This window comes from Streptomyces sp. G5(2025), assembly GCF_049542075.1.
In the GTDB taxonomy this organism is placed as follows: domain Bacteria; phylum Actinomycetota; class Actinomycetes; order Streptomycetales; family Streptomycetaceae; genus Streptomyces.
This window is the reverse complement of sequence record NZ_JBMUZT010000002.1, coordinates 508,421-529,817: the sequence shown is the minus strand read 5'-3', so window position 1 is coordinate 529,817 and position 21,397 is coordinate 508,421. Positions and strand designations below refer to the sequence as shown.

Annotated in this window: 17 protein-coding genes and 1 pseudogene; 10 read left to right on the top strand and 8 right to left on the bottom strand. The window is 71.8% G+C overall.

The window, feature by feature from the left end; translation table 11 throughout:
* Positions 1–198 precede the first annotated feature (198 nt).
* Complete coding sequence (locus ACOBQB_RS02705; protein ID WP_423588460.1) at positions 199–660, bottom strand: universal stress protein; 462 nt, start codon at positions 658–660, stop codon at positions 199–201.
* A gap of 415 nt (positions 661–1,075) precedes the next feature.
* On the opposite strand from ACOBQB_RS02705, the gene lysX reads away from it, so the two are divergent.
* Both lysX and ACOBQB_RS02695 read left to right on the top strand, forming a co-directional pair.
* Positions 1,076–4,372, top strand: coding sequence for a bifunctional lysylphosphatidylglycerol synthetase/lysine--tRNA ligase LysX (gene lysX / locus ACOBQB_RS02700; protein ID WP_423588458.1), 3,297 nt, complete (start codon positions 1,076–1,078; stop codon positions 4,370–4,372).
* Between the two features lie 90 nt (positions 4,373–4,462).
* Positions 4,463–5,308, top strand: a complete 846-nt coding sequence (locus ACOBQB_RS02695; RefSeq protein ID WP_423588457.1) for a polysaccharide deacetylase family protein — start codon at positions 4,463–4,465, stop codon at positions 5,306–5,308.
* A gap of 71 nt (positions 5,309–5,379) precedes the next feature.
* Here the strand turns inward: ACOBQB_RS02695 and ACOBQB_RS02690 are convergent, their stop codons facing one another.
* The gene (locus ACOBQB_RS02690; RefSeq protein WP_423588455.1) at positions 5,380–6,060 is read right to left on the bottom strand and encodes a class F sortase; all 681 of its coding nucleotides are present in this window, start codon (positions 6,058–6,060) and stop codon (positions 5,380–5,382) included.
* Positions 6,061–6,409: 349 nt separating this feature from the next.
* Here ACOBQB_RS02690 and ACOBQB_RS02685 point away from each other — a divergent pair, with 349 nt between their 5' ends.
* Positions 6,410–6,901: a hypothetical protein gene (locus tag ACOBQB_RS02685; RefSeq protein WP_423588454.1), complete on the top strand. Its 492-nt coding sequence runs from the start codon at positions 6,410–6,412 to the stop codon at positions 6,899–6,901.
* 196 nt (positions 6,902–7,097) lie between these two features.
* Here ACOBQB_RS02685 and ACOBQB_RS02680 read toward each other — a convergent pair whose 3' ends face one another.
* The 4 genes from ACOBQB_RS02680 to ACOBQB_RS02665 all read right to left on the bottom strand — a co-directional run bounded on the left by ACOBQB_RS02680 (position 7,098) and on the right by ACOBQB_RS02665 (position 9,170).
* A complete protein-coding gene (locus ACOBQB_RS02680; RefSeq protein ID WP_423588453.1) occupies positions 7,098–7,634 on the bottom strand; it encodes a hypothetical protein in 537 nt (178 codons plus the stop codon).
* A 230-nt stretch (positions 7,635–7,864) separates the two neighbouring features.
* The gene (locus tag ACOBQB_RS02675; RefSeq protein WP_423588452.1) at positions 7,865–8,071 is read right to left on the bottom strand and encodes a hypothetical protein; all 207 of its coding nucleotides are present in this window, start codon (positions 8,069–8,071) and stop codon (positions 7,865–7,867) included.
* 189 nt (positions 8,072–8,260) lie between these two features.
* Positions 8,261–9,025, bottom strand: coding sequence for a hypothetical protein (locus ACOBQB_RS02670; RefSeq protein ID WP_423588450.1), 765 nt, complete (start codon positions 9,023–9,025; stop codon positions 8,261–8,263).
* Between the two features lie 16 nt (positions 9,026–9,041).
* Positions 9,042–9,170: a hypothetical protein gene (locus ACOBQB_RS02665; RefSeq protein WP_423588449.1), complete on the bottom strand. Its 129-nt coding sequence runs from the start codon at positions 9,168–9,170 to the stop codon at positions 9,042–9,044.
* A gap of 741 nt (positions 9,171–9,911) precedes the next feature.
* On the opposite strand from ACOBQB_RS02665, the gene ACOBQB_RS02660 reads away from it, so the two are divergent.
* The 3 genes from ACOBQB_RS02660 (at position 9,912) to ACOBQB_RS02650 (ending at position 14,130) form a co-directional block, all read left to right on the top strand.
* Positions 9,912–10,937, top strand: coding sequence for an SCO0930 family lipoprotein (locus tag ACOBQB_RS02660; protein ID WP_423588447.1), 1,026 nt, complete (start codon positions 9,912–9,914; stop codon positions 10,935–10,937).
* Positions 10,938–11,176: 239 nt separating this feature from the next.
* A complete protein-coding gene (locus ACOBQB_RS02655) occupies positions 11,177–11,989 on the top strand; it encodes an SAM-dependent methyltransferase (RefSeq protein ID WP_423588445.1) in 813 nt (270 codons plus the stop codon).
* Positions 11,986–14,130 (top strand): putative bifunctional diguanylate cyclase/phosphodiesterase, encoded by a 2,145-nt coding sequence (locus ACOBQB_RS02650; protein WP_423588443.1) that lies wholly within the window; start codon positions 11,986–11,988, stop codon positions 14,128–14,130. Before ACOBQB_RS02655 ends, ACOBQB_RS02650 begins: the two co-directional genes overlap by 4 nt.
* A gap of 195 nt (positions 14,131–14,325) precedes the next feature.
* Here ACOBQB_RS02650 and ACOBQB_RS02645 read toward each other — a convergent pair whose 3' ends face one another.
* A complete protein-coding gene (locus ACOBQB_RS02645) occupies positions 14,326–15,207 on the bottom strand; it encodes a LysR family transcriptional regulator (RefSeq protein ID WP_423588442.1) in 882 nt (293 codons plus the stop codon).
* A 96-nt stretch (positions 15,208–15,303) separates the two neighbouring features.
* On the opposite strand from ACOBQB_RS02645, the gene ACOBQB_RS02640 reads away from it, so the two are divergent.
* From ACOBQB_RS02640 to ACOBQB_RS02630, 3 genes are read left to right on the top strand one after another with little or no spacing between them, the layout of a single operon-like run.
* A complete protein-coding gene (locus tag ACOBQB_RS02640; protein WP_423588441.1) occupies positions 15,304–16,011 on the top strand; it encodes a succinate dehydrogenase in 708 nt (235 codons plus the stop codon).
* A gap of 3 nt (positions 16,012–16,014) precedes the next feature.
* A complete protein-coding gene (locus ACOBQB_RS02635; protein ID WP_423588439.1) occupies positions 16,015–17,973 on the top strand; it encodes a fumarate reductase/succinate dehydrogenase flavoprotein subunit in 1,959 nt (652 codons plus the stop codon).
* Entirely contained in the window at positions 17,970–18,716 is a 747-nt protein-coding gene (locus ACOBQB_RS02630) for a succinate dehydrogenase/fumarate reductase iron-sulfur subunit (protein ID WP_423588437.1), read from the top strand. Before ACOBQB_RS02635 ends, ACOBQB_RS02630 begins: the two co-directional genes overlap by 4 nt.
* Here the strand turns inward: ACOBQB_RS02630 and ACOBQB_RS02625 are convergent.
* Positions 18,713–21,058 carry an ATP-binding cassette domain-containing protein gene (locus tag ACOBQB_RS02625; RefSeq protein ID WP_423588436.1) on the bottom strand — a complete coding sequence of 782 codons (2,346 nt, stop codon included), beginning with the start codon at positions 21,056–21,058 and terminating at the stop codon, positions 18,713–18,715. The two genes, ACOBQB_RS02630 and ACOBQB_RS02625, sit on opposite strands and share 4 nt — an antisense overlap.
* Positions 21,059–21,141: 83 nt before the next feature.
* Here ACOBQB_RS02625 and ACOBQB_RS02620 point away from each other — a divergent pair.
* Positions 21,142–21,282 (top strand): annotated as a pseudogene (locus tag ACOBQB_RS02620) (ABC transporter permease); the annotation flags it as partial.
* Positions 21,283–21,397 lie beyond the last annotated feature (115 nt).

Below are 21,397 nucleotides of genomic sequence, written 5' to 3'. Positions count from 1 at the left end.
CCGCGACGGAAGACGCCACACCTCTTGCGCCTGAGGCGTTCATCCGGGGCGGTCCGACCACCGGGGGAGACGGCTCAGGACGTCCGGGCGCCGGCCGGAACGGGGGCTGCCCGGCACGGTCGTCGCCCGGCACGGTCGTCGCCCGGAACAGGAGCCGCCCGGCCCGGGGCCGCCGGTCCGGGCTCGGTCACGGCTCGGTCAGGGCACCACCGTGACTGGCCAGCGACCCGCCTTCACGAGGCGGACGGCGACCGACCCGACGATGCGGTGGCCCGCCTGCTCGGAGGCGCCGACGACCACGGCGTCGGCCTTCAGGTCGTCGGCGGCGGAGACGAGACCGCTGTAGGGGTCGCCGTGGAAGGTGTGGAACTCCCATCTGACGTCGAATATGTCCTTCACCCGCTCGGCCGCGGCCCTGATCTCCGCGATGAGCCCCTCGGCGATCTCGTCCGTCGTCTCGGCCACCGGCACACCGAGGGCGGCGCCCGCCGCGAGGACCGGCTGGATGTAGACGACGGCGAGCAGGGCCCGCTGGCGCCGCGCGAGGCCGCCGGCATAGGCCGCGGCCCGCAGCGATGAATCGGAGCCATCGACGCCGACGACGATCACCTTGGGCCCGTCGGTGCCGCGTTCGAACTGGTGGGACTGGTCTTCGCTCACGTCGAGAGGCTAACGGAGGCCCGCCGACCGGTTGTGGGCAGGCGTGGCGCGCGGCGCACACCGAAGCAGCGCGGTACGCGCCGAGGAAGCGCTGCCCCCTCCGCCACCGCCCGCGATCTGTCGGCGTGACCGCGCGCCCGGCGTGTGCCGTGTTTGTCCGCTGTGTGCCGCGCTGCCTCGGCCCGTGCCGCGCCTCTCCGCCGCGTGCCGCGCTGCTGTGCCCTGTACCGCGCTTTTCCGCTGCATGCGGTGCTTCTTCCGCGCGTGCCGCGCTGCCTCGGCCCGTGCCGCGCCGCCTCAGCCTCTCCGCCGCGTGCCGCGCTTCCCCCGCTTCCCTGCCGCGCGCCGCGCTTCCTCGGCACGCGCCACGCTTCCCCGCCGCGCGCCGCGCCACTGGTCTTCCTAGAGTCGTGCCATGAGTGCCAGCGAGGAGAACCCCGGGGCAGCGGGGTCCGCAGGGCCGACACGACGCTGGGACGGCGTCCTCGGCCGCGTACCCGAAGGCTTCGCCGCCTTCTTCGGCGTCCTCGGCGTGTTCTGCGCGGTCCTCGCGGTCGTCCCCCCGCTGCGCCGGCTGCTCATGCCCGTCGTCCGGGCCCTGGACCTCGTCACGGTCCCGGTCAGCGCGAACCTCGCGTACGCCGTCTTCCTCTTCCTCCTCGCCGCCGCCACCGGCGCCCGCAAGAAGGTCGCGTGGTGGCTCGTCGTCATCTATCTGGGGCTGCTGCTCGCCTTCGATGTGCTCGGCGCGGCGCTCGGCTTCTGGGCCGAGTCCCTGCCGTCGTTCGTCGTCTGCGGCGCCGCCTTCGTCCTGCTGCTCCTGGCCCGCGGCGAGTTCTCCGCGGACTCGCGCCGCGGCGCCGTCCGGCGGGCCGTCGCCGTGCTGGTCGCGGGCCTCGGCGCCGCCGTCCTGGCCGGCTGGGGCCTCGTCGCCCTCTTCCCCGGCACACTGCCCCGCCACGAGCGCCTGCTGTGGGCGGCGAACCGCGTCCTCGGCGGCCTCATCCACGGCCACGAGTACTTCCAGGGCGCACCGCCGCGCCCGCTGTTCTTCTGGCTCGGCCTGTTCGGCGCGCTCGCCCTGCTGAGCGCCGCCGCCACGCTCTTCCGCTCCCAGCGCATGGAAGCGGCCCTGCACGGCGACGAGGAGCCCCGCATCCGCGCACTCCTCGGGGCGTACGGCGATCAGGACTCGCTCGGCTACTTCGCCACCCGGCGCGACAAGGCCGTCGTCTTCTCGCCCAGCGGCAAAGCCGCCGTCACCTACCGCGTCGAGGCGGGCGTCTGCCTGGCCAGCGGCGACCCGGTCGGCGACCGCGAGGCCTGGCCGCACGCCATCGGCGCCTGGCTGGACGTCGCCCGGCGGTACGCCTGGGCGCCCGCCGTGATGGGTGCCTCCGAGGACGGCGCCACCGCGTACGCCCGGAGCGGGCTCGGCGCGCTACAACTGGGCGACGAGGCGATCCTGCACGTCGCGGACTTCGACCTGCACGGCCGGGACATGCGCGTGACCCGGCAGGCCGTGAACCGCGTGCGCCGCGGCGGTGCCACCGCCCGGATCCGCCGCCACTCCACCCTCACCGACGAGGAGATGGAGGAGATCATCGACAGGGCCGACGCCTGGCGGGACACCGAGACCGAGCGCGGTTTCTCCATGGCGCTCGACCGCCTCGGCGACCCCGAGGACGGCGACTGCCTCCTCGTCGAAGCCCTCGACGCCGACGGCAGGCTCCTCGCCCTGCTCTCCCTCGTCCCCTGGGGCAAGGACGGCATCTCCCTGGACCTGATGCGCCGCGACCGCGCCGCGCCGAACGGCGTCATGGAGTTCATGGTCGCCGAACTGTGCGCGGCGGCACCCAAGTTCGGCGTACGCCGTATCTCCCTCAACTTCGCCGTGTTCCGCTCCGTCTTCGAGGAGGGTGCCCGGATCGGTGCGGGGCCCGTCCTGCGGCTCTGGCGCAGGCTGCTGCTCTTCCTCTCCAAGTGGTGGCAGCTCGAAGCGCTCTACCGCTCCAACGCCAAATACCACCCCGAGTGGTACCCGCGCTTCATCTGCTACGGCGACAGTGGCGCCCTCGCCCGCATCAGCCTGGCCTCCGGCATCGCCGAGGGCTTCGTCTCCGTGCCGTCGCTGCGCAAGCTGTGGGGCAAGGGGCACGGGACACCGCGTGGCGTCGCCCGGCCCGCGACCACCGAAGGCCTGCCCTCCATCGCCGCCCTCGGTCTCGCGGGGCGGGGCGGCGCCACCGGGGCCGGCCCGGCCTCGAAGCCGCCGGAACAGATCCGCGTCCGGCACCGCACACTCGACCGGCTGCGGGCCGAGGGCACGGACCCCTACCCGGTGGGCCTACCGCCCCGCACCCACGAACTGGTATCCATCACCCGCGACCTGATCGGCCGTCAGGTCACGGTCGCGGGCCGCGTCATGCTCGTACGCGACTTCGGCGGGATCGTCTTCGTCGTGCTGCGCGACTGGTCGGGCGACCGGCAGCTCGCCCTCACCCGGGACGTGTCGGGCGCGGATGTGCTCGGCCGCTTCACCGCCGACGCCGACATCGGGGACCACATCACGGCCACGGGCACGGTCGGCGTCAGCGACAAGGGCGAGCTCACCGTCTTCGTCACCGACTGGCGGCTCGCCGGCAAGTGCCTGCGCCCCCTGCCCGACAAGCGGCGCGGCCTGACCGACCCCGAGGCCAAGGTCCGCCGCCGCTACCTCGACCTGGTCGCGAGCCCCGCCGCCCGCGACGTGGTCCGGGCCCGCTCCACCGCCGTACAGGCCCTGCGCCAGGGGCTCCTGGACCGCGGCTACCTGGAGGTCGAGACACCGATGCTCCAGCAGATCCACGGCGGCGCCAACGCCCGCCCCTTCACCACCCACATCAACGCCTACGACCTCGACCTCCACCTGCGCATCGCCCCGGAGCTGTACCTCAAACGGCTCTGCGTCGGCGGTATGGAGAAGGTCTTCGAGATGGGCCGCACCTTCCGCAACGAAGGCGTCTCCTACAAGCACAACCCCGAATTCACGATGCTGGAGGCCTACCAGGCCTTCGCCGACTACGACGTGATGCTCGACCTCACCCGCGAACTCATCCAGGGCGCGGCCACCGCCGCCTTCGGCAGCCCGGTAGCGTACAAGGACGGCACCGAACACGACATCTCCGGGCCCTGGCCGGTCAGGACCGTGTACGGCGCGCTCTCCGAGGCGCTCGGCGACGAGATCGACGCGGACACCCCGCTGCCGGAGCTGCACCGGCACTGCGACCGGGCCGCCGTCCCGTACAAGGCCGACCACGGCCGCGGCGACGTCGTCCTGGAGATGTACGAGCGCCTCGTCGAGGAGAGGACACAGCTGCCCACCTTCTACAAGGACTTCCCGACCGACGTCTCCCCGCTCACCCGGCAGCACCGGAGCGACCCGCGCCTCGCCGAACGCTGGGATCTCGTCGCCTTCGGCACCGAACTCGGCACCGCCTACTCCGAGTTGACCGACCCCGTGGAACAGCGCCGCCGCCTCACCGCGCAGTCGCTCCGCGCCGCCGGGGGAGACCCCGAAGCCATGGAGCTCGACGAGGACTTCCTCGACGCGCTGGAGTACGCGATGCCGCCCACCGGCGGACTCGGCATCGGCGTGGACCGGCTCGTCATGTTCCTCACCGGCCTGACCATCCGGGAGACCCTGCCCTTCCCCCTGGTCCGCCGCGTCTGATCGGGTGCCGCCGCGTCTGATCGGGTGCTTTCGGGGGCCGCCCCGGTGTTGTTGTCCCGTACGGGCCTTCGGCCGTGCGACGGATTAGTCATGAAAGACGATCAGCTGACACCGGGGCGCCGGACGGTGCTCCGCGCCGCCGCGGCACTCGGCATCGCCGCCACCGCCGGCTGCGCGGGCACGGACCCCTCGGCCGCCCCGGGGCCCACCGCGCCGAGCGGCGCCGCCGCCGCGGGCCCACCGGCCGCCCGCGCCCTCAAGCCCTCCGCGTACCGCCTCCAGCCCATGGCCGGCCACGGGCCGCCCCGCGCCGCGCGCGCTGTGCCGCGCGTCCGCAAGGCCCCGATCCTGCGCCTGGACCGGCACGACCGCTCGATGGTGCTGACCTTCGACGACGGCCCCGACCCCCGCTACACCCCGGCCATCCTGCGGATCTTGCGCGAGTACGACGTGCGCGCCATGTTCTTCGTGTGCGGGGAGATGGCCGCCGACAATCCGGACCTGCTGCGCGAGATGGCCGACGACGGGCACCTCGTCGGCAACCACACCTGGAGCCACCCGCTGCTGCCCAGGCTCGGCCGGGCGGCGACGCGCCGCCAGATCGAGAGCACCTGCGACGTCATCGAGCACGTGACCGGCGAACCCCCCGCGTGGTTCCGGGCCCCTTACGGTGCGTGGGACCGCAACGCCTTCCAACTGGGCGCCGAGTACGGCATGGAACCACTCGCCTGGACCGTCGACACCCTCGACTGGACCGAGCCGGGCGCGAGGGCCATCGTGCGCCGTGTCCGCGCGGGCGCGGGGCCGGGCGTCGTCGTCCTCTCGCACGACGCGGGCGGCGACCGTTCCGGCAGCGTCGAGGCCCTGCGCACCTACCTCCCCGACCTGCTGGCGTCGGGCTACCGCCTCACGGTGCCGAACCGCTACATGACATGACATGACAGGACCTGGAACGGCGTGCCGTTCGCCCGCCCGGTCCGCGTGACGGCGCGCAGCCCGGCAGGCTGTCAGCGCACCGCGGTCAGGCGGGCGAAGGCGACGACGTTCCCGTCGTATCCGGACTGCTCGGAGAAACCCCCGCCGCAGGTGATGACCCGCAATTCGGGAGTTCCGCTGTTTCCGTAGACCCGCTTTCCCGGGAAGTTGTCCTTCTCGAACACCTCGATGCCGTAGATCTCGAAAATCGCGGTCTTCTTGTCCTTGCGCCTGACCTCGACGTGGTTTCCCTTCTCCAGGGAACCCAGGCCGTAGAAGACGGCGGGGCCCTGCTGATTGTCCACATGGCCGACGACCACCGCCGTGCCCTTCTCGCCCGGCGAGACGGCCCCCGTGAACCAGCCCGCGAGGTTCGGGTCCTCGGGCGGCGGCGCGTCCACCCAGCCCTCCGGGTCCAGGCCCACCGGGATGACCGGGGCGTCCACCTGGATGCCCTTGATGCGGATGCGCTCGGCGGGCGAGAAGATCAGCGGCGCCGGGGCGTCGGCGTCCACCTCGGGCGTACGGTCCGCCGCCGCGGCGGAAGCGGGCTGCGGCGGCCCCACGTCGAATTCTCCCGCGCCGTTGCGGATCAGCGCGAGGCCGGTCAGCAGGACAAGCGCCATCACACCCCAGGGGGCGCGCTTCTTCTGCTTTTCGTCCTCCTGGGCATCCTGGAATCGGAACTCGTCGGCCGGATGGGACGAAGGCATTCTCTATCCCCTCTCAACGCGGCGGGCGCGCCGCGTCCGTAGCGCGTACGAGAACGCTAAACGCGGGGCGCGCGGGGTGCGAAAGGGCGGGAGCGAACGGGTGGCGGCCCCCGGCGAGTGCGCCATCCGGGGCGGCCACCGGCAGGAAATTTCTGACGGTCCGTGACCTGCGGTGATGTCCACTGGTGCGCGCGCGTCCCGGCGTGTCGTCTCACCAGGACGGCCGATCCCCGAAATGCGGGGCCGCGTGCCGCATCTGAGGGTCTGTCTGGGAGGCGCTCTCACCGATCGACCGGGGACGGTACCCCCGGGGCGCCTTTCGCGGAGGATTGCCATGCGTACTTCTCGTATGCGTACCACTCGCGCCCTCGCGGTCGCCGCCGCGGCGGGCGCGGTCGTCGGGCTCGCCGCCCCGGCCGCGTCCGCGTGGGCCGACCCGACCAACATCGTGGCCATGCCGAGCGTGATCCCGAGGGGCGGGCACCTGACGGTCACGGTCGACGGCTCGTCCTGCCAGCACGGCGGCAAGGTCACCTCGCCCGCCTTCTCGGACGCGCACCTGCACGCCATCCACGGCGGCACCACGTCGAGCGCCACCGCCGTCATCCACAAGCACGTCACCCCGGGCGCGTACGACATCACGGCCCACTGCGGCGGCAAGACGCTCATGCGCCCGGCCGCGTTCACCGTCATCCACGGCGGTGTGCGCGGTGGCTTCGGTGGCAGCTCGCAGTCGGGGGCGAGCGGCACCGACATCGCGATCGGCGGCGCGCTGGTGACCGCGGCCGTCGTCGGCGGCGGGGTGTTCTGGATGCGCCGCCGGTCCGAGAACCGGACCTGAGCCGACGGGCGACCCGGCGCGCCCCCCTTCCGCGCCGCGGTCGGTCCGCGCCCCTCGCGCCCGCGCCCCCACCGCACGTGACGCCGCCGCACCGCACGAGACACCGCTTCGCCCCCGGGGTTTGGAGACGTCCCAGGGGCGAAGCGGTGTCGGCGGCGAAGCGGGCCAGGGGTGGCCCTCGCCGGTGCGGCGCGGGTCAGGAGTTGTTCTCACCCGTGCGGCGGCGGGACTTGTAGTACGCGGCGCCGACGGCGCCGAGGATCAGCGCGCTGCCGAGGGCGATCTCGTGCAGGTCGAGCCCGCCGAGGCTGCCGCCGATACCGGCCTTGACCCCCTTGTTGTGGGTGGGGTCCCGGTGGCCGTTGTTGTCGGGGCGGCCGGTGGCGATGGTGAGGTCCGTCTTGCCGATCTCACCCTTGCAGTCGAACGTCACCTCGTACATCGCCCCTGGCTTGGCGTCCCTAAACACCTGGGCCGTGGTGGTGGTCTGCCCCTTGGGGATGTGGGCGTCGTCGAAGATCCCGGAGGTGACCTTGGTGTCGCCCTCGCAGCCGTCGACGCTGAGGGTGACCTGTCCGCCCGCCGCGATGGTCGAGGGGGTCACGCGGAAGCCGAACGAGGTGATGTTGTTGTTGTTCTCGTCACCCGTGACGGCCGCCGACGCGGGCGGGATGGTGAGGGTCAGGACGGTGGCGGTGAGCAGAGCGGCCGAAGCGACGCGTATCGCGTGCATGGGTGGATCCTCCGGGTCCCCGAGGAGCAGCCGCGGACCTTCTTCCGCTGACGCCTGGAATGCACCTCGATGCCGGAAACGCTAGGTATGCCCCCGCACGGCCGCGAACGGTGTGGTGCGAACGGGGCAATCCGGTACGCCGGGCGGGGGAACGGCCCGGCGCGGCGCATAGGAGAGGGCCGGACGGTATGGGAAGGGATGCGCCTCTACGGGGAGCCGACGGGTCCTGGTCAGAGCCACTGGTGGGGCCCGCCGCGCCACTCGACGAGGCAAGGGTCGTCGAGCGCGATGTCGGCCTCGCCGAGCCCCGCGCGCCGCAGGAACTCCTCCAGGTCACGGTCGCTGCGCGCGACGCCCACGTCCTGTCCGCGCACGGTGACCCGCCGCCCGCCGTCGGCGGCGGGCGGATGGACGACGATCGGTGTCTGCCAGGCCATGGCACCAGAATGCGCCGGACCGACGCCCGGCGCAGCACGGTTCACGGCCATCGAGGGCCGGGGCAGGGAGGGGATGCGTTCATGAGTGTGGGTCTCGGTGAGCACCCGGGACACCGCCCGCCCGGGCGACACCCCCGTCCACCTCAGCCTCCGCGGCGCACGGAAGCGGGCCCGCCATGAGGAGCGGCGTCAGCCGCCGAGGTGGGGGAAGAGCGCCCTGAACGGTTCCGCCGTCGCCGAGACTCCCCGGCTGTACGGGGCGTCGAAGTCCCAGATCAGGAAGAGCAGGAAGGCGAACAGGGCGGAGAAGAGGCCGGCGAGGAGCAGCTCGCGTGGTGTGCGGCGGATCTGGAGCGCGAAGATCATGCCGATCGTGACGAGACCCCCGATGATCAGGCCGAACCACACCACACCCGGCATGGTCGCCCCCGCGCTGTCCCCCCGTGAGCTGCGCGCGTCGTCCGCGGCCGCCACCTCGTCCACCAGTGGCTGGTACGCCTGCGCCTCGAAGTCCGACTTCGGTTCGTAGTCGGTCACGTCGTGGCGGACGCGGGCCAGCAGATCCGCGCCGCGGTCGGTGAGTTCGCCCTTGGCCGCCATGGTGTCCCACTCCTTGGTGACGACATGGCTGACATATGTGTGGACATCGGCGCGAATACGTTCCCGGACGTCCTCCGGATAGACCCGGGCGCGCTCCGAGATCTCGTGCAGGGCCTGGGCCTCGACACGGACGTGTTCCTGGGCGGCGCCGCGCGCCTCCCAGACGCCCGCGATGGCCAGACCGAGGACAATGGCGTAGACGACGCCGATCATCATGGTCATGTACTCGATGACGTCCGGTGTCTCCGACGCGTCGTAGTCGGCGCCGGTCCTGCGGTGCCGCAGCAGGGTCACGAGGAGTACGACACCGCAAGCGGCCACCATCGCGAGGGTGAGAACAAGCCATTCCGACATGGAAACCTCCGGCGGGTCAGCGCGGGCGCAGCGCGGCGACGGCGAGCACCGCGGGCGCGGTGATGAGCAGGGTGAGCGAGACGAGGGACGGGCCGCTGCGACGCGGCTGCTTGCGGGTCGGGGAGTGGTACGCCGGATAGGTCACGGGCGGCGGTGGTTTGGACGTGCTGGGGCGGGCGGGAGGAGGCTTCGGCTTGGCCGTCGGCTTCGGATCGGGTGCGGGCGGTGGAGGCGGAGGCGGGGTGAGGGATGGCACCGGCTCGGGCGCCGGCCTCGCCGCGGGCGGCGGTGGCTTCGGAGCCGGCGGTGGCTCAGGCGGCGGGGGAGGCGGCGGTGGAGGCGGGGGAGGAGGTGGCGGCGGTGGGGGCGGTGGGGGAGGCGGCGGAGGCGGTGGCGGTTTCGGGCGGTGCGTGGGCCCCGCCCAGCAGTCGGCGCCGTCACCGGACACGGCCACCGTGCCGCCGCCCGAGGAAGAACCGCCCTTGCCGATCGACGCGTACGCGCAGTCGCCGGCCACGGCCGCACCGGTGGTGGCGGAGGCGCCGAGCAGCAACCCCAGTGCCAGGAGCGTCAGTACGCGTGAGACGACGGACGACAGGACCCGCGAAGTTCCATGCACGACGGAGATCATGGGCGGCGTCCACCCCATACATGCCGGACGGCGGCCGAATACCCCGAAGGGAGGAGGCGTCGCCGCCTCGGATTGACGCCCCGCCCGCCCGCCGCCCGTCCCGTACCTCCGACGCGTACTGCCGGGCGCGTACCTCCGACGCGCGCGAAGAATTTCGCGGACCCGTTGAACGCGACGGCCGTCCCCGCCCGTACCTAGGGCCATGTGTGACGCAAAAAGGCGCCACAACACCCAAGCGAACAGCGGGAGTTACAGATGCGGCATCCAAGTGGGCGAGCCCCTCGGGCCAGGCGGAGCGCCTCGCTCGTAGCGACGGCCGCAGCCCTGCTGGCGCTGACGACGGCGTGTGGCCAGGAAAAGGGCGACCAGTCTCCGAACGGCCAGAACGTGGGCAACGAAGCACCCGCCAAGGCCGACGGCTACGGCGCGGGCGACGGATACGGAGCCGACTCCGGCGCCGCGGACGAGGGCGCGGGCGCCAAGGCGAAACCGGCCGGGCAACTCGCCGTGTGGGACAGCAAGAAGCTCGGGAAGGTCGTCACCGACAGCGCGGGCTTCACGCTCTACCGCTTCGACAAGGACACCGCCCAGCCGCCCAAGTCCAACTGCGACGCCGCCTGTCTGAAGCTCTGGCCCGCCGCGCCCGCCGACGGGGCGAAGGCCGCGCCGGGCGTCGACGGGTCCCTGCTCGGCGAGGTCACCGGCGTCGGCGGCACCAAGCAGCTCACGATCGACGGCTGGCCGATGTACCGGTACGCGAAGGACACCAAACCCGGCGACGCCAAGGGTCAGGGCGTCGGCGGCGCCTGGTACGCCGCGGCCCCCGACGGCAAGAAGGCCGCCCCCGCGGCGGCCGGAACCGCCCCCACCGAGACCGACCCCACCCGGACCGCCCCGGCCGAGGCCACCCCCGCCGACCCCGCGGGCCTGTCCACCCGCAAGGACCCGAAGCTCGGCGAGATCGTCGTCGACAAGAACGGCATGACCGTCTACCGCTTCACCAAGGACACCGCCTGGCCCATCAAGTCCAACTGCGTGGGCGCCTGCGCCGATAAGTGGCCCGCCGTCGCCCCTGTCGACAAGGCCGACACCAAGGGCATCACCAAGAAGGGCTACATGACCTACGACCGCCCGGACGGCGGAAAGCAGCAGACGATCGACTGCTGGCCGCTGTACACCTTCACCGGGGACAAAAAGCCCGGCGACACCAACGGCCAGGGCGTGGGCGGCACTTGGTATGCCGTGAGCCCCGACGGCAAGACGGTGGGCGCCCCCCGGTAACCCTCTGGTAACCCCCACGAACCCCCCACGGGCACGGCCGGCCGGTCCGTTCCCCCCTCCCGTCACAAAAGGGAAGGGGAACGGACCGGCCTTCTGTGTGGCGTACGGCACTTGCCGCAGGCAGTGACCGAGAACGGACGGCCAATTTCCGGTTCGACTCGCTCCCTTGGCGGACGATCAGTAGCCTCACCCTCGAACATTCGGATCGCCCGCGTCACCCCCTATGCCTTGGAGTCCTGATGGAGCGTCCCGCCTGGGCCCCGCTCGGCATCGACATCTCGATGCCCAGCGTGTCCCGCATCTACGACTATTACCTGGGCGGTTCGCACAACTTCGAGGTGGACCGGGAGGCCGGCCGCAGAGCCATGGAGTTCATGCCGGGCCTGCCGAAGATCATGCAGGCCAACCGTGCCTTCATGCGGCGAGCGGTGCGGTACGCCGTCGACCAGGGCGTCACCCAGTTCCTCGACATCGGTTCCGGCATCCCCACCTTCGGCAACGTCCACGAAGTGGCGCAGCAGGCCAGCGGCGAGGCGCGCGTCGTGTACGTCGACCACGACCCGGTCGCCGTCGCGCACAGCGAGGCGGTCCTCGACGGCGACGAACGGGCCGCGGCCGTCGCCGCGGATCTCCGTAAACCCCAGGACATACTCGGCAGTTCGCAGGTCGACGCGCTCCTCGACCTGGAGCGCCCGGTGGCCCTGCTCCTCGTGGCCGTCCTGCACTTCGTCGAGGACGCGTGCGATCCCTACGCGGCGGTCGCCGAACTGCGGGACGCCCTCGCGCCCGGCAGCCTGATCGTCGTCACCCATGCCTCGTACGAAGGGATTCCGGTTCCCCCCGAGCAGGCCGACGGCACGGTCGGTGTATACAAGGACATCCGCAATCCACTGATCATGCGCACGCGCGACGAGATCGCGCGGTTCTTCGAGGGATACGACATGGTGGAACCCGGCCTGGTGCCGATGCCGCACTGGCGGCCCGACACGGCGCCCGACGAGGAGGACCCGTACTCCTTCTCGGGGTTCGCGGGTGTGGGGCAGAAGCGTTGAGCGCCGAGCCGGACGGGCCGGAGGGAAGACTCCGCAGGTTCGCCACCATCTGGAGCCGCGCCATCTTCCCGGTGACGGCGACCTCGCTGACCCGTCCCGAGTTCGAGGAGCAACTGGTGCCGCTCGCCCGGCGGTTGCGCGACGCGCTCCAGGAGCGGTTCTTCGACGCGGCGCAGGGCCACGCGGTCGGCGCCGCCCTCATCGACACGCACTGCACCGACCCCGAGGCGCTGAGCCGCACCCTCGACTGCGTCGATGCCTACCTGGTCCTGTACTGCGGCGGCGACGGGCCCCAGGAGGAGCTGCGGGCCCGCAGCTCGCGGATCCAGCACGCGGTCGCGGCCGGCTTCGCGCAGGCGCTGCGCGAGCGCACCCTCGCCGAGCAGGAGGCGATCTCCCGCGCCGCGCTGAGCGCCCGCAGCGCCGTCGCCGAAGCCCTGCACGCGAGCGAGGCACGCTTCAGGGCCGTCTTCCACGGGGCGGCGATCGGCATCGGCATCGCGGGCCTGGACGGCACGATCCTGGAGGTCAACGATGCGCTGGTCCGCATGTTCGGCGGCCTGGAGAGCAACCTGCGCGGACGCAACGCGGTGGAGTGGACGCACCCCGACGACTCACCCCACGTATGGAAGCTGTACGAGGAGCTGGTGCGCGGCGAGCGCGAGCACTACCGCGTGGAGAAGGCCTTCTACCGCCCCGACGGCACCGTCCTGTGGACGAACCTGACCGTCTCACTGCTGCGGGACGCGGACGGACTGCCGCAGTACCAGCTGGCCTTGATGGAGGACACCACCGAGCGGCGGCTGCTCAACCTCCGCCTGCGCTACGAGGCCACTCACGACGCGCTCACCGGGCTGCCCAACCGCACCCTGTTCTTCGAGCGCCTGGAGAAGGCCCTCGCGGCGGGCGGGAACGCCCGGTTCGGGCTCTGCTATCTCGACCTGGACGGCTTCAAGACCGTCAACGACAGCCTCGGGCACGCGGCGGGCGACCGGCTGCTCGTCGAGGTCGCCGACCGGCTCCAGTCCTGCGCGACCGCGCCCGGCGAGATGGTCGCCCGGCTCGGCGGCGACGAGTTCGTGGCGCTCACCACGGGCCCCGACACCGAGACCGAGGTCGACGAGCTCGCCGGGCGCATCATGAACGCCCTGGCCGCCCCGATCCGTGTCGACGGCCGCGAGCTGACCGTGCGCGGCAGCATCGGCATCGTGGAGGGCCCGGCGGGGGAGCGTGGCGCGGCGGAGGTGCTGCGCAGCGCCGACATCACGATGTACCGCGCGAAGTCCGCGGGCGGCAACCGCTACGAGATCGCCGACCCGGAGGCCGACGCCCGCGCCATCACCCGGCACGGCCTGACCACCGCGCTGCCCGCCGCCCTGGAGCGCGGCGAGTTCTTCATCGAGTACCAGCCGCTGGTGCACCTGGGCGACGGCAGTGTGCGCGGCGCCGAGGCGCTGGTGCGGTGGCTGCACCCGCAGCACGGGATCATCGGCCCCGACCGGTTCATCCCGCTCGCCGAGCACACCGGCCTGATCGTGCCCCTTGGCCGCTGGGTTTTGGAGGAGTCCGTACGGCAGGCCCGCCTCTGGGAGGCGCGTACGCGGGACGGGGCGGACACCGCGCCGCTACGGGTCAACGTCAATCTCTCGCCCATGCAGCTCACCCATCCGGGTCTTGTCTCCGACACGGTCGACATCCTGGAGCGCGAGGGCCTCGCGCCGGGCGCGCTCTGCCTGGAGGTCACCGAGTCCGCGTTGATAGGAGCCGACGACGACCTGCTCAAGCCGTTGCGCAGGCTCGCGGAGATGGGCGTCGACATCGCGCTCGACGACTTCGGCACGGGTTACTCCAACCTCGCCAATCTGCGCAGGCTGCCGGTGAGCGTGCTGAAGCTCGACCGCTCCTTCACCCAGGGCATGCAGCACTTCCCGGCCGATCCCGTCGACCTGAAGATCGTCGAGGGCATCGTCTCGCTCGCCCACAGCCTGGACCTCGCGGTGACGGTCGAGGGCGTCGAGACGGGCCACCAGGCGGACCAGCTCCGGCAACTGGGCTGCGACACGGCTCAGGGCTGGTACTACGCGCGTCCCGGTCCGCCGGACCGGTTGCATGAACTGGCGCTGGCGGACGCGGTGGGCTGACCGCCGGGGGAGCGGGTGCGGATCGGAGCTCGGGGGGTGCCGCTGAGCTGCCGGGTGCGGGTCTTCGTTGGTTGCGCGCGCAGTTCCCCGCGCCCCTGACGGGGCTCGGATGCGCGCCCCTTAAGGGGCGCGGGGAACTGCGCGACCAGCCCCCACACACCCGCACCCGCAACACGACACGCACCCCCCGAGCTCTCACCGCCCAGCCAGCAGCATCCGCTGAAGCTCCCGCGCGGCCCGTGGCGGCGCCACGTCACTGCGGTGCGCCAGCGCGATCGTCCGATGCAGGCTGGGCCCGGCCAGCGGCGTCACCCGCAGATCGGACCCCGACCGCTCGGCCACCATGCGCGGCACGACCGCCACCCCGAGCCCCGCCCGTACGAACCCCAGCACCGCGTCCATCTCACCGCCCTCCACCGCGAACTCCGGTTCGAACCCCGCGGCGCGGCACGCGGCGACGGTGAGCTCCCGCAGGTCGTATCCGTGCCGGAACATCACCAGGCGCTCCCCCTGGAGGTCGGCGATCCGCACGGACTTACCGAGTCGGCGCCGCGCCCGCGGGGACGACACCACGACCAGGTCCTCACGCAGCAGCTCCACCGTGGTCAGCGCGGGCGACGGGCTCGGCAGCGGCAGCACCACCAGCGCCAGGTCCAGCGCCCCGCGCGCCAGTTCCCGTACGAGATCGTGGGAGCCGCTCTCCTCGATGAGCAGCTGGATGCCCGGATGCCGGTCGTGGAAGGCGCGAAGCACCTCCGGGAGCAGCCCCGTGCACACGCTCGGGGTCGCGCCGAGCCGGATCCGGCCGCGCCGCAGCTGCGCCAACTCCTGCACCTCGATCCGCGCGGTGTCCGCGTCCGCCAGGATGCGGCGGGCCAGCGGTAGCAGCGCCTCGCCCGCGTCGGTCAGCGCGATGTTGCCCCGGGCCCGGCTGAACAGCTCCGCGCCGAGCTCCTTCTCCAGGGCCCGGATCTGCTGGGACAGGGACGGCTGGGAGACATGGACCTCCTCGGCAGCCCGCGTGAAGTGCCGCGTCTCGGCGACCGCCACGAAGTAGAGGAGCTGCTGGAACTGCATACAGGCCACCCTACGGCGCCCGATAGGCTCAGGCTATCGAGTTGAGCCGAATCATCTCTTGGACCGATCGGGACTTTCGGCCGTAGCGTCGCTGCCATGGCTCTGGCAACGCGGACGGACAAACGGCCGTCCATGACCCGCACGCTCTGGGACTCCACCCTCGGCAAGAAGACCGTGATGGCGGTGAGCGGTCTGATCATGCTGCTCTACCTGGTCGCGCACATGGTCGGAAACCTGAAGATCTTCTTCGGCCCCGAGGAGATCAACCACTACGCGCACTGGCTGCGCACCGTCGGCGAGCCGTTCATGCACGACGAGTGGACGCTCTGGCTCGTCCGCGTGGTCCTCGTCGCCGCCGTCGTCGCGCACGCCACGTCCGCCTACCAGCTGAGCCGCCGCGACATCAGGGCGCGCCCCACCAAGTACGTCCACAAGAAGGCCCGGGCGAGCTTCGCCACCCGCACCATGCGCTGGGGCGGCGTCATCCTCGGCCTCTTCATCGTCTGGCACATCCTCGACCTGACGACCGGCACCGTGCACCCAGGCGGCTACCAGCACCTGCATCCGTACCAGAACATCATCGACACCTTCTCGACCTGGTACGGCAACGTCATCTACATCGTCGCCGTCGCCGCCCTCGGCCTCCACGTCCGGCACGGACTGTGGAGCGCCGCGCAGACCCTGGGCGTCGGCACCGCCACCCGCGACCGCGTCCTCAAGCCGCTGGCCAACGGGCTCGCGCTGGTGCTGACCGTCGGCTTCGTCTCCGTACCCGTGGCCGTCATGACCGGACTGGTGAGCTGAACCATGAATCACTCCAGTGAGTACTCCGCGTACGCGACCGGCGAGCCGCTCGTCGACACCAAGGCCCCCAGCGGCCCCATCGCCGACCGCTGGGACACCCGCCGCTTCCAGGCCAAGCTGGTCAACCCCGCCAACCGGCGCAAGCACACCGTGATCGTCGTCGGCACCGGCCTGGCCGGCGGCTCCGCCGGGGCCACGCTCGCCGAACAGGGCTACCACGTCGTGCAGTTCTGCTACCAGGACTCGCCGCGCCGCGCCCACTCCATCGCCGCGCAGGGCGGCATCAACGCCGCGAAGAACTACCGCAACGACGGCGACTCGGTCCACCGCCTCTTCTACGACACCGTCAAGGGCGGCGACTTCCGCGCCCGCGAGTCCAACGTGCACCGCCTCGCGCAGATCTCCGTCGAGATCATCGACCAGTGTGTGGCGCAGGGCGTGCCGTTCGCCCGCGAGTACGGCGGCCTGCTCGACACGCGCTCCTTCGGCGGCGTCCAGGTCTCCCGTACGTTCTACGCGCGCGGGCAGACGGGCCAGCAGCTGCTCCTCGGCGCCTACCAGGCGCTGAGCCGGCAGATCGCCGCCGGGAACGTCGAGATGCACCCGCGTACCGAGATGCTCGACGTGATCGTGGTCGACGGGCGGGCGCGCGGGATCGTCGCCCGCGATCTGATCACCGGCAAGATCGACACGTACTTCGCGGACGCCGTGGTCCTCGCCTCCGGCGGCTACGGCAACGTCTTCTACCTGTCGACCAACGCCATGAACTCCAATGCCACCGCCGTCTGGCGGGCCCACCGGCGCGGCGCGTACTTCGCCAACCCCTGCTTCACGCAGATCCACCCCACCTGCATCCCGCGCACCGGCGACCACCAGTCCAAGCTCACGCTGATGAGCGAGTCGCTGCGCAACGACGGCCGCATCTGGGTGCCGAAGGCGAAGGGCGACCAGCGGCCGCCGAACGAGATCCCCGAGGACGAGCGCGACTACTACCTGGAGCGCGTCTACCCCTCCTTCGGCAACCTCGTGCCCCGCGACATCGCCTCCCGCGCCGCCAAGAACGTGTGCGACGAGGGCAGGGGCGTGGGCCCCGGCGGCCAGGGTGTCTACCTCGACTTCGCCGACGCCATCCGGCGGATGGGCAAGAAGAAGGTGGAGGAGAAGTACGGCAACCTCTTCGACATGTACGAGCGGATCACCGCCGAGAACCCGTACGAGGTGCCGATGCGGATCTACCCCGCCGTGCACTACACGATGGGCGGCCTGTGGGTCGACTACGACCTCCAGACCACCGTCCCCGGCCTCTTCGCCATCGGCGAGGCCAACTTCTCCGACCACGGCGCGAACCGGCTCGGCGCGAGCGCGCTCATGCAGGGCCTCGCCGACGGCTACTTCGTCCTGCCGTCCACCATCAACGACTACCTCGCGCGCAACCCGCACAAGGACGAGATCGATACCGAACACCCCGTCGTGCAAGAGGCGTTGGCCGAGACCGAGGACCGGCTGAACCTCCTGCTGTCCGTCGACGGCGACCGCACCCCCGACTCCTTCCACCGCGAACTCGGCGAAGTGATGTGGGAGTTCTGCGGCATGGCCCGCACCGAGAGCGGCCTGCGCAAGGCCCTGGAACGCATCCCGCAGATCCGCGAGGAGTTCTGGCGCCGCATCAAGGTCCCCGGCATCGGTGAGGAGTTCAACCAGTCCCTGGAGAAGGCCAACCGCATCGTCGACTACCTGGAGCTCGCCGAGCTGATGTGCCTCGACGCCCTGCACCGCGCCGAGTCCTGCGGCGGCCACTTCCGGGAGGAGTCCCAGACCCCGGACGGTGAGGCCGCCCGCCGCGACGAGGAGTTCTCCTACGCCGCCGCCTGGGAGTTCACCGACACCGGCGAAGCCCCCGTCCTGCACAAGGAAGACCTCGTCTTCGAGTACGTCCACCCCACTCAGCGGAGCTACGCATGAAGCTCACCCTGCGCGTCTGGCGCCAGAAGAACGCCGACGCCGACGGCGCGATGTCCACGTACGAGGTGGACAACATCTCCTCGGACATGTCCTTCCTGGAGATGCTCGACACCCTCAACGAAGAACTCATCGTCCAGGGCGAGGACCCCGTCGCCTTCGACCACGACTGCCGCGAGGGCATCTGCGGCGCCTGCTCGCTCGTCATCAACGGCGACGCGCACGGCCCCGAGCGCACCACCACCTGCCAGCTCCACATGCGGTCCTTCAAGGACGGCGACACCATCGACATCGAGCCGTGGCGTGCCGCCGCCTTCCCGGTGGTCAAGGACCTCGTGGTGGACCGCTCGGCCTTCGACCGGATCATCCAGTCCGGCGGCTACATCAGCGCCCCCACGGGCTCCGCGCCCGACGCGCACGCCACGCCCGTGCCGAAGCCGGACGCCGACTCCGCCTTCGAACACGCCGAGTGCATCGGCTGCGGGGCCTGCGTGGCCGCCTGCCCCAACGGCTCGGCGATGCTGTTCACCTCGGCCAAGGTCAACCACCTGAACGTGCTGCCGCAGGGTGCGCCCGAGCGCGAGACCCGCGTGCTGGACATGGTGGCGCAGATGGACGAGGAGGGTTTTGGGGGCTGCACGCTGACCGGCGAGTGCGCCTCCGCTTGTCCTAAGGGGATTCCGTTGCCGTCCATCTCGGCGATGAACAAGGAGTGGCTGAGGGCGACGAGGAAGGCAGGCCGCTAGCAGGGCGTCCGCGTGCGCGCCAGGTACGGGGCGGTGCGGCTGCCCTCGGCCCGGGCCACCTCCGCCGGGGTGCCCGCCGCCACGATCAGCCCGCCCTGGTCGCCGCCGCCGGGCCCCAGGTCGATCACCCAGTCCGCGCCCGCGACCACCGCCATATCGTGCTCGACGACGACCACCGAGTTCCCGGCGTCGACCAGTTCGTGCAGGCGGTGCGTGAGCACCTCCACGTCGGCGGGGTGCAGCCCCGTCGTCGGCTCGTCGAGCAGGTAGAGCGTGTGACCGCGCCGGACGCGCTGCAACTCGCTCGCCAGCTTGATCCGTTGGGCCTCGCCGCCGGACAGTTCCGTGGCCGGCTGCCCGAGCCGCAGATAGCCGAGGCCGACGTCGAGGAGCGTGCGCAGGCTGCGTACGACGGACGGTGTGTCCGCGAAGAACTCCGCGGCCGCCTCCACCGTCAGGTCGAGCACCTGGGCGATGTTCTTCCCGTGGTACGTCACATCCAGCGTCGCCGGGTTGTAGCGCGCGCCCGCGCAGTCCGGGCACGGCGCGTACGTGCTCGGCAGGAAGAGCAGCTCGACGGAGACGAAGCCCTCGCCCTGGCAGGTCTCGCACCGCCCGCCCGCCACGTTGAAGGAGAACCGCCCGACGCCGTAACCCCGCTCCTTCGCCGCCTCCGTGCCCGCGAAGACCTTGCGTACGACGTCGAAGAGGCCCGTGTAGGTGGCGAGGTTGGAGCGCGGTGTGCGGCCGATCGGCTTCTGGTCGACACAGACCAGCCGGCCGACCCCCGCGAGCTCCTCGGTGATCTCGCCGACGAGCGTGGACTTGCCCGAGCCGGAGACGCCCGTGACCGCCGTGAAGGCGCCGAGAGGGATCTCCGCCGTCACCGCGCGCAGGTTGTGCCGGGTGACCGGGCCGAGCTTCAACCAGCCCCGGGGGGCGCGCACGTCCCGTACGGGGGCGGGCTCGCGGCCGAAGAGGAAGCGGGCGGTCGCGGACTCCCTGACGCCTTCGAGCGCGGCGACGGGGCCGCTGTGCAGCACCCGGCCGCCGTGCTCGCCCGCATGGGGGCCGACGTCGACGAGCCAGTCCGCGTGACGCACGACGTCGAGATGGTGCTCCACTACGAAGACGGAGTTGCCCGCGGCCTTGAGGCGGTCGAGCACCGTCAACAAGGCTTCCGTGTCCGCCGGATGGAGCCCCGCTGACGGCTCGTCCAGCACGTACACCACCCCGAAGAGGCCCGAACGGAGCTGCGTCGCGAGCCGCAGGCGCTGGAGCTCTCCCGCCGACAGGGTGGGCGTGGCCCGGTCCGGACTGAGATAGCCGAGCCCCAGCTCGGTGACGGTCGCGATGCGGGCCAGCAGATCCTCGGTCAGCACGCGCGCCGTCTGTGACGTGTCCGCGGCCCCGGCGAGGACGTCCGCGAGCTCGGACAGCGGGAGCGCGGCCAGCTCGGCGATCGTCCGGCCCGCGAACGTCACCGCCATCGCCTCGGGACGCAGCCTGCTCCCGCCGCACGCCGGGCAGGGCGCGCTCGCCAGGAACCGTTCCGCCTTGGTGCGCAGCGTCTGGCTCTTGGAGTCCGAGAAGGTCTTCATGACGTAGCGCCGGGCGCTCATGTACGTGCCCTGGTACGGGCGTTGGATGCGGCCCGCCTCGCGCACCGGGTGCACGGTCACCACCGGCTGCTCGTCCGTGAAGAGGATCCACTCGCGGTCGGCGGCGTCCAGCTCCCGCCACGGACGGTCCACGTCGTAGCCGAGGGTGTCCAGGACGTCCCGGAGGTTCTTGCCCTGCCAGGCGCCGGGCCAGGCGGCGATCGCGCCCTCCCGGATGGACAGCGAGGGGTCGGGGACGAGCAGCTCCTCCGTGGTCCGGTGGACACGGCCGAGGCCATGGCACTGCGGACACGCGCCGGCCGCCGTGTTCGGCGAGAAGGCGTCCGAGTCGAGCCGCTCGGCACCCTTCGGGTAGCTGCCCGCGCGGGAGAAGAGCATCCGCAGGGAGTTGGACAGGGTGGTCACCGTGCCGACGGAGGAGCGCGAGGTCGGCGACGAGCGGCGCTGCTGGAGCGAGACGGCGGGCGGCAGGCCCGTGATCTCACCGACCTTCGGGGCACCCACCTGGTGGATGAGCCGCCGGGCGTACGGGGCGACGGACTCGAAGTAGCGCCGCTGGGCCTCGGCATAGATCGTCCCGAAGGCGAGCGAGGACTTCCCGGAGCCGGAGACACCGGTGAAGACCGCGAGCACGTCACGTGGGATGTCCACGTCGACGCCCCGGAGGTTGTGCTCCCGGGCGCCCCGGACGCGTACGAACGGATCGTGAGGGCTGTGCATGGTGGGCTCCGTACGCGGCTCGGGGACAAACCCCACGATTCTAGGCCGTGGGCCGGAGCTCAGGGGTACCTGGGATATGTGTCCAGGGCTGGCCGTCCCTGGTCCCGTTCTGGGCGATGGCGGGCGGGGCGGTCGCCACCCTCGTCATCGGCGGCCTCGCCGGGTCCTGTCCGGCCGTGCGAGCCGCGCGCCTGCCCCCGGCCGGGGTACTGGCCGCCACCTGAGGTCCGTAGCCACCGCTTGCCACCGCCTCTGAGACCGCGGTGTCCCCGCCGGGACCATCCCCCGTGCCACGGGGGCACCGCCCCCCGCCCCGCGCCACCCCTCCGCCCGCGGCGC

What these genes read in the sequence shown, in the direction of transcription:
- ACOBQB_RS02655 (WP_423588445.1), top strand. Translation starts at nt 11,177, where the DNA reads ATGGAGCGTCCCGCCTGGGCCCCGCTCGGCATCGACATCTCGATGCCC.
- ACOBQB_RS02645 (WP_423588442.1), bottom strand. Translation starts at nt 15,207, where the DNA reads ATGCAGTTCCAGCAGCTCCTCTACTTCGTGGCGGTCGCCGAGACGCGG.
- ACOBQB_RS02630 (WP_423588437.1), top strand. Translation starts at nt 17,970, where the DNA reads ATGAAGCTCACCCTGCGCGTCTGGCGCCAGAAGAACGCCGACGCCGAC.
- ACOBQB_RS02660 (WP_423588447.1), top strand. Translation starts at nt 9,912, where the DNA reads ATGCGGCATCCAAGTGGGCGAGCCCCTCGGGCCAGGCGGAGCGCCTCG.
- ACOBQB_RS02685 (WP_423588454.1), top strand. Translation starts at nt 6,410, where the DNA reads ATGCGTACCACTCGCGCCCTCGCGGTCGCCGCCGCGGCGGGCGCGGTC.
- ACOBQB_RS02625 (WP_423588436.1), bottom strand. Translation starts at nt 21,058, where the DNA reads ATGCACAGCCCTCACGATCCGTTCGTACGCGTCCGGGGCGCCCGGGAG.
- ACOBQB_RS02675 (WP_423588452.1), bottom strand. Translation starts at nt 8,071, where the DNA reads ATGGCCTGGCAGACACCGATCGTCGTCCATCCGCCCGCCGCCGACGGC.
- ACOBQB_RS02670 (WP_423588450.1), bottom strand. Translation starts at nt 9,025, where the DNA reads ATGTCGGAATGGCTTGTTCTCACCCTCGCGATGGTGGCCGCTTGCGGT.
- lysX (WP_423588458.1), top strand. Translation starts at nt 1,076, where the DNA reads ATGAGTGCCAGCGAGGAGAACCCCGGGGCAGCGGGGTCCGCAGGGCCG.
- ACOBQB_RS02680 (WP_423588453.1), bottom strand. Translation starts at nt 7,634, where the DNA reads ATGCACGCGATACGCGTCGCTTCGGCCGCTCTGCTCACCGCCACCGTC.
- ACOBQB_RS02690 (WP_423588455.1), bottom strand. Translation starts at nt 6,060, where the DNA reads ATGCCTTCGTCCCATCCGGCCGACGAGTTCCGATTCCAGGATGCCCAG.
- ACOBQB_RS02635 (WP_423588439.1), top strand. Translation starts at nt 16,015, where the DNA reads ATGAATCACTCCAGTGAGTACTCCGCGTACGCGACCGGCGAGCCGCTC.
- ACOBQB_RS02640 (WP_423588441.1), top strand. Translation starts at nt 15,304, where the DNA reads ATGGCTCTGGCAACGCGGACGGACAAACGGCCGTCCATGACCCGCACG.
- ACOBQB_RS02695 (WP_423588457.1), top strand. Translation starts at nt 4,463, where the DNA reads ATGAAAGACGATCAGCTGACACCGGGGCGCCGGACGGTGCTCCGCGCC.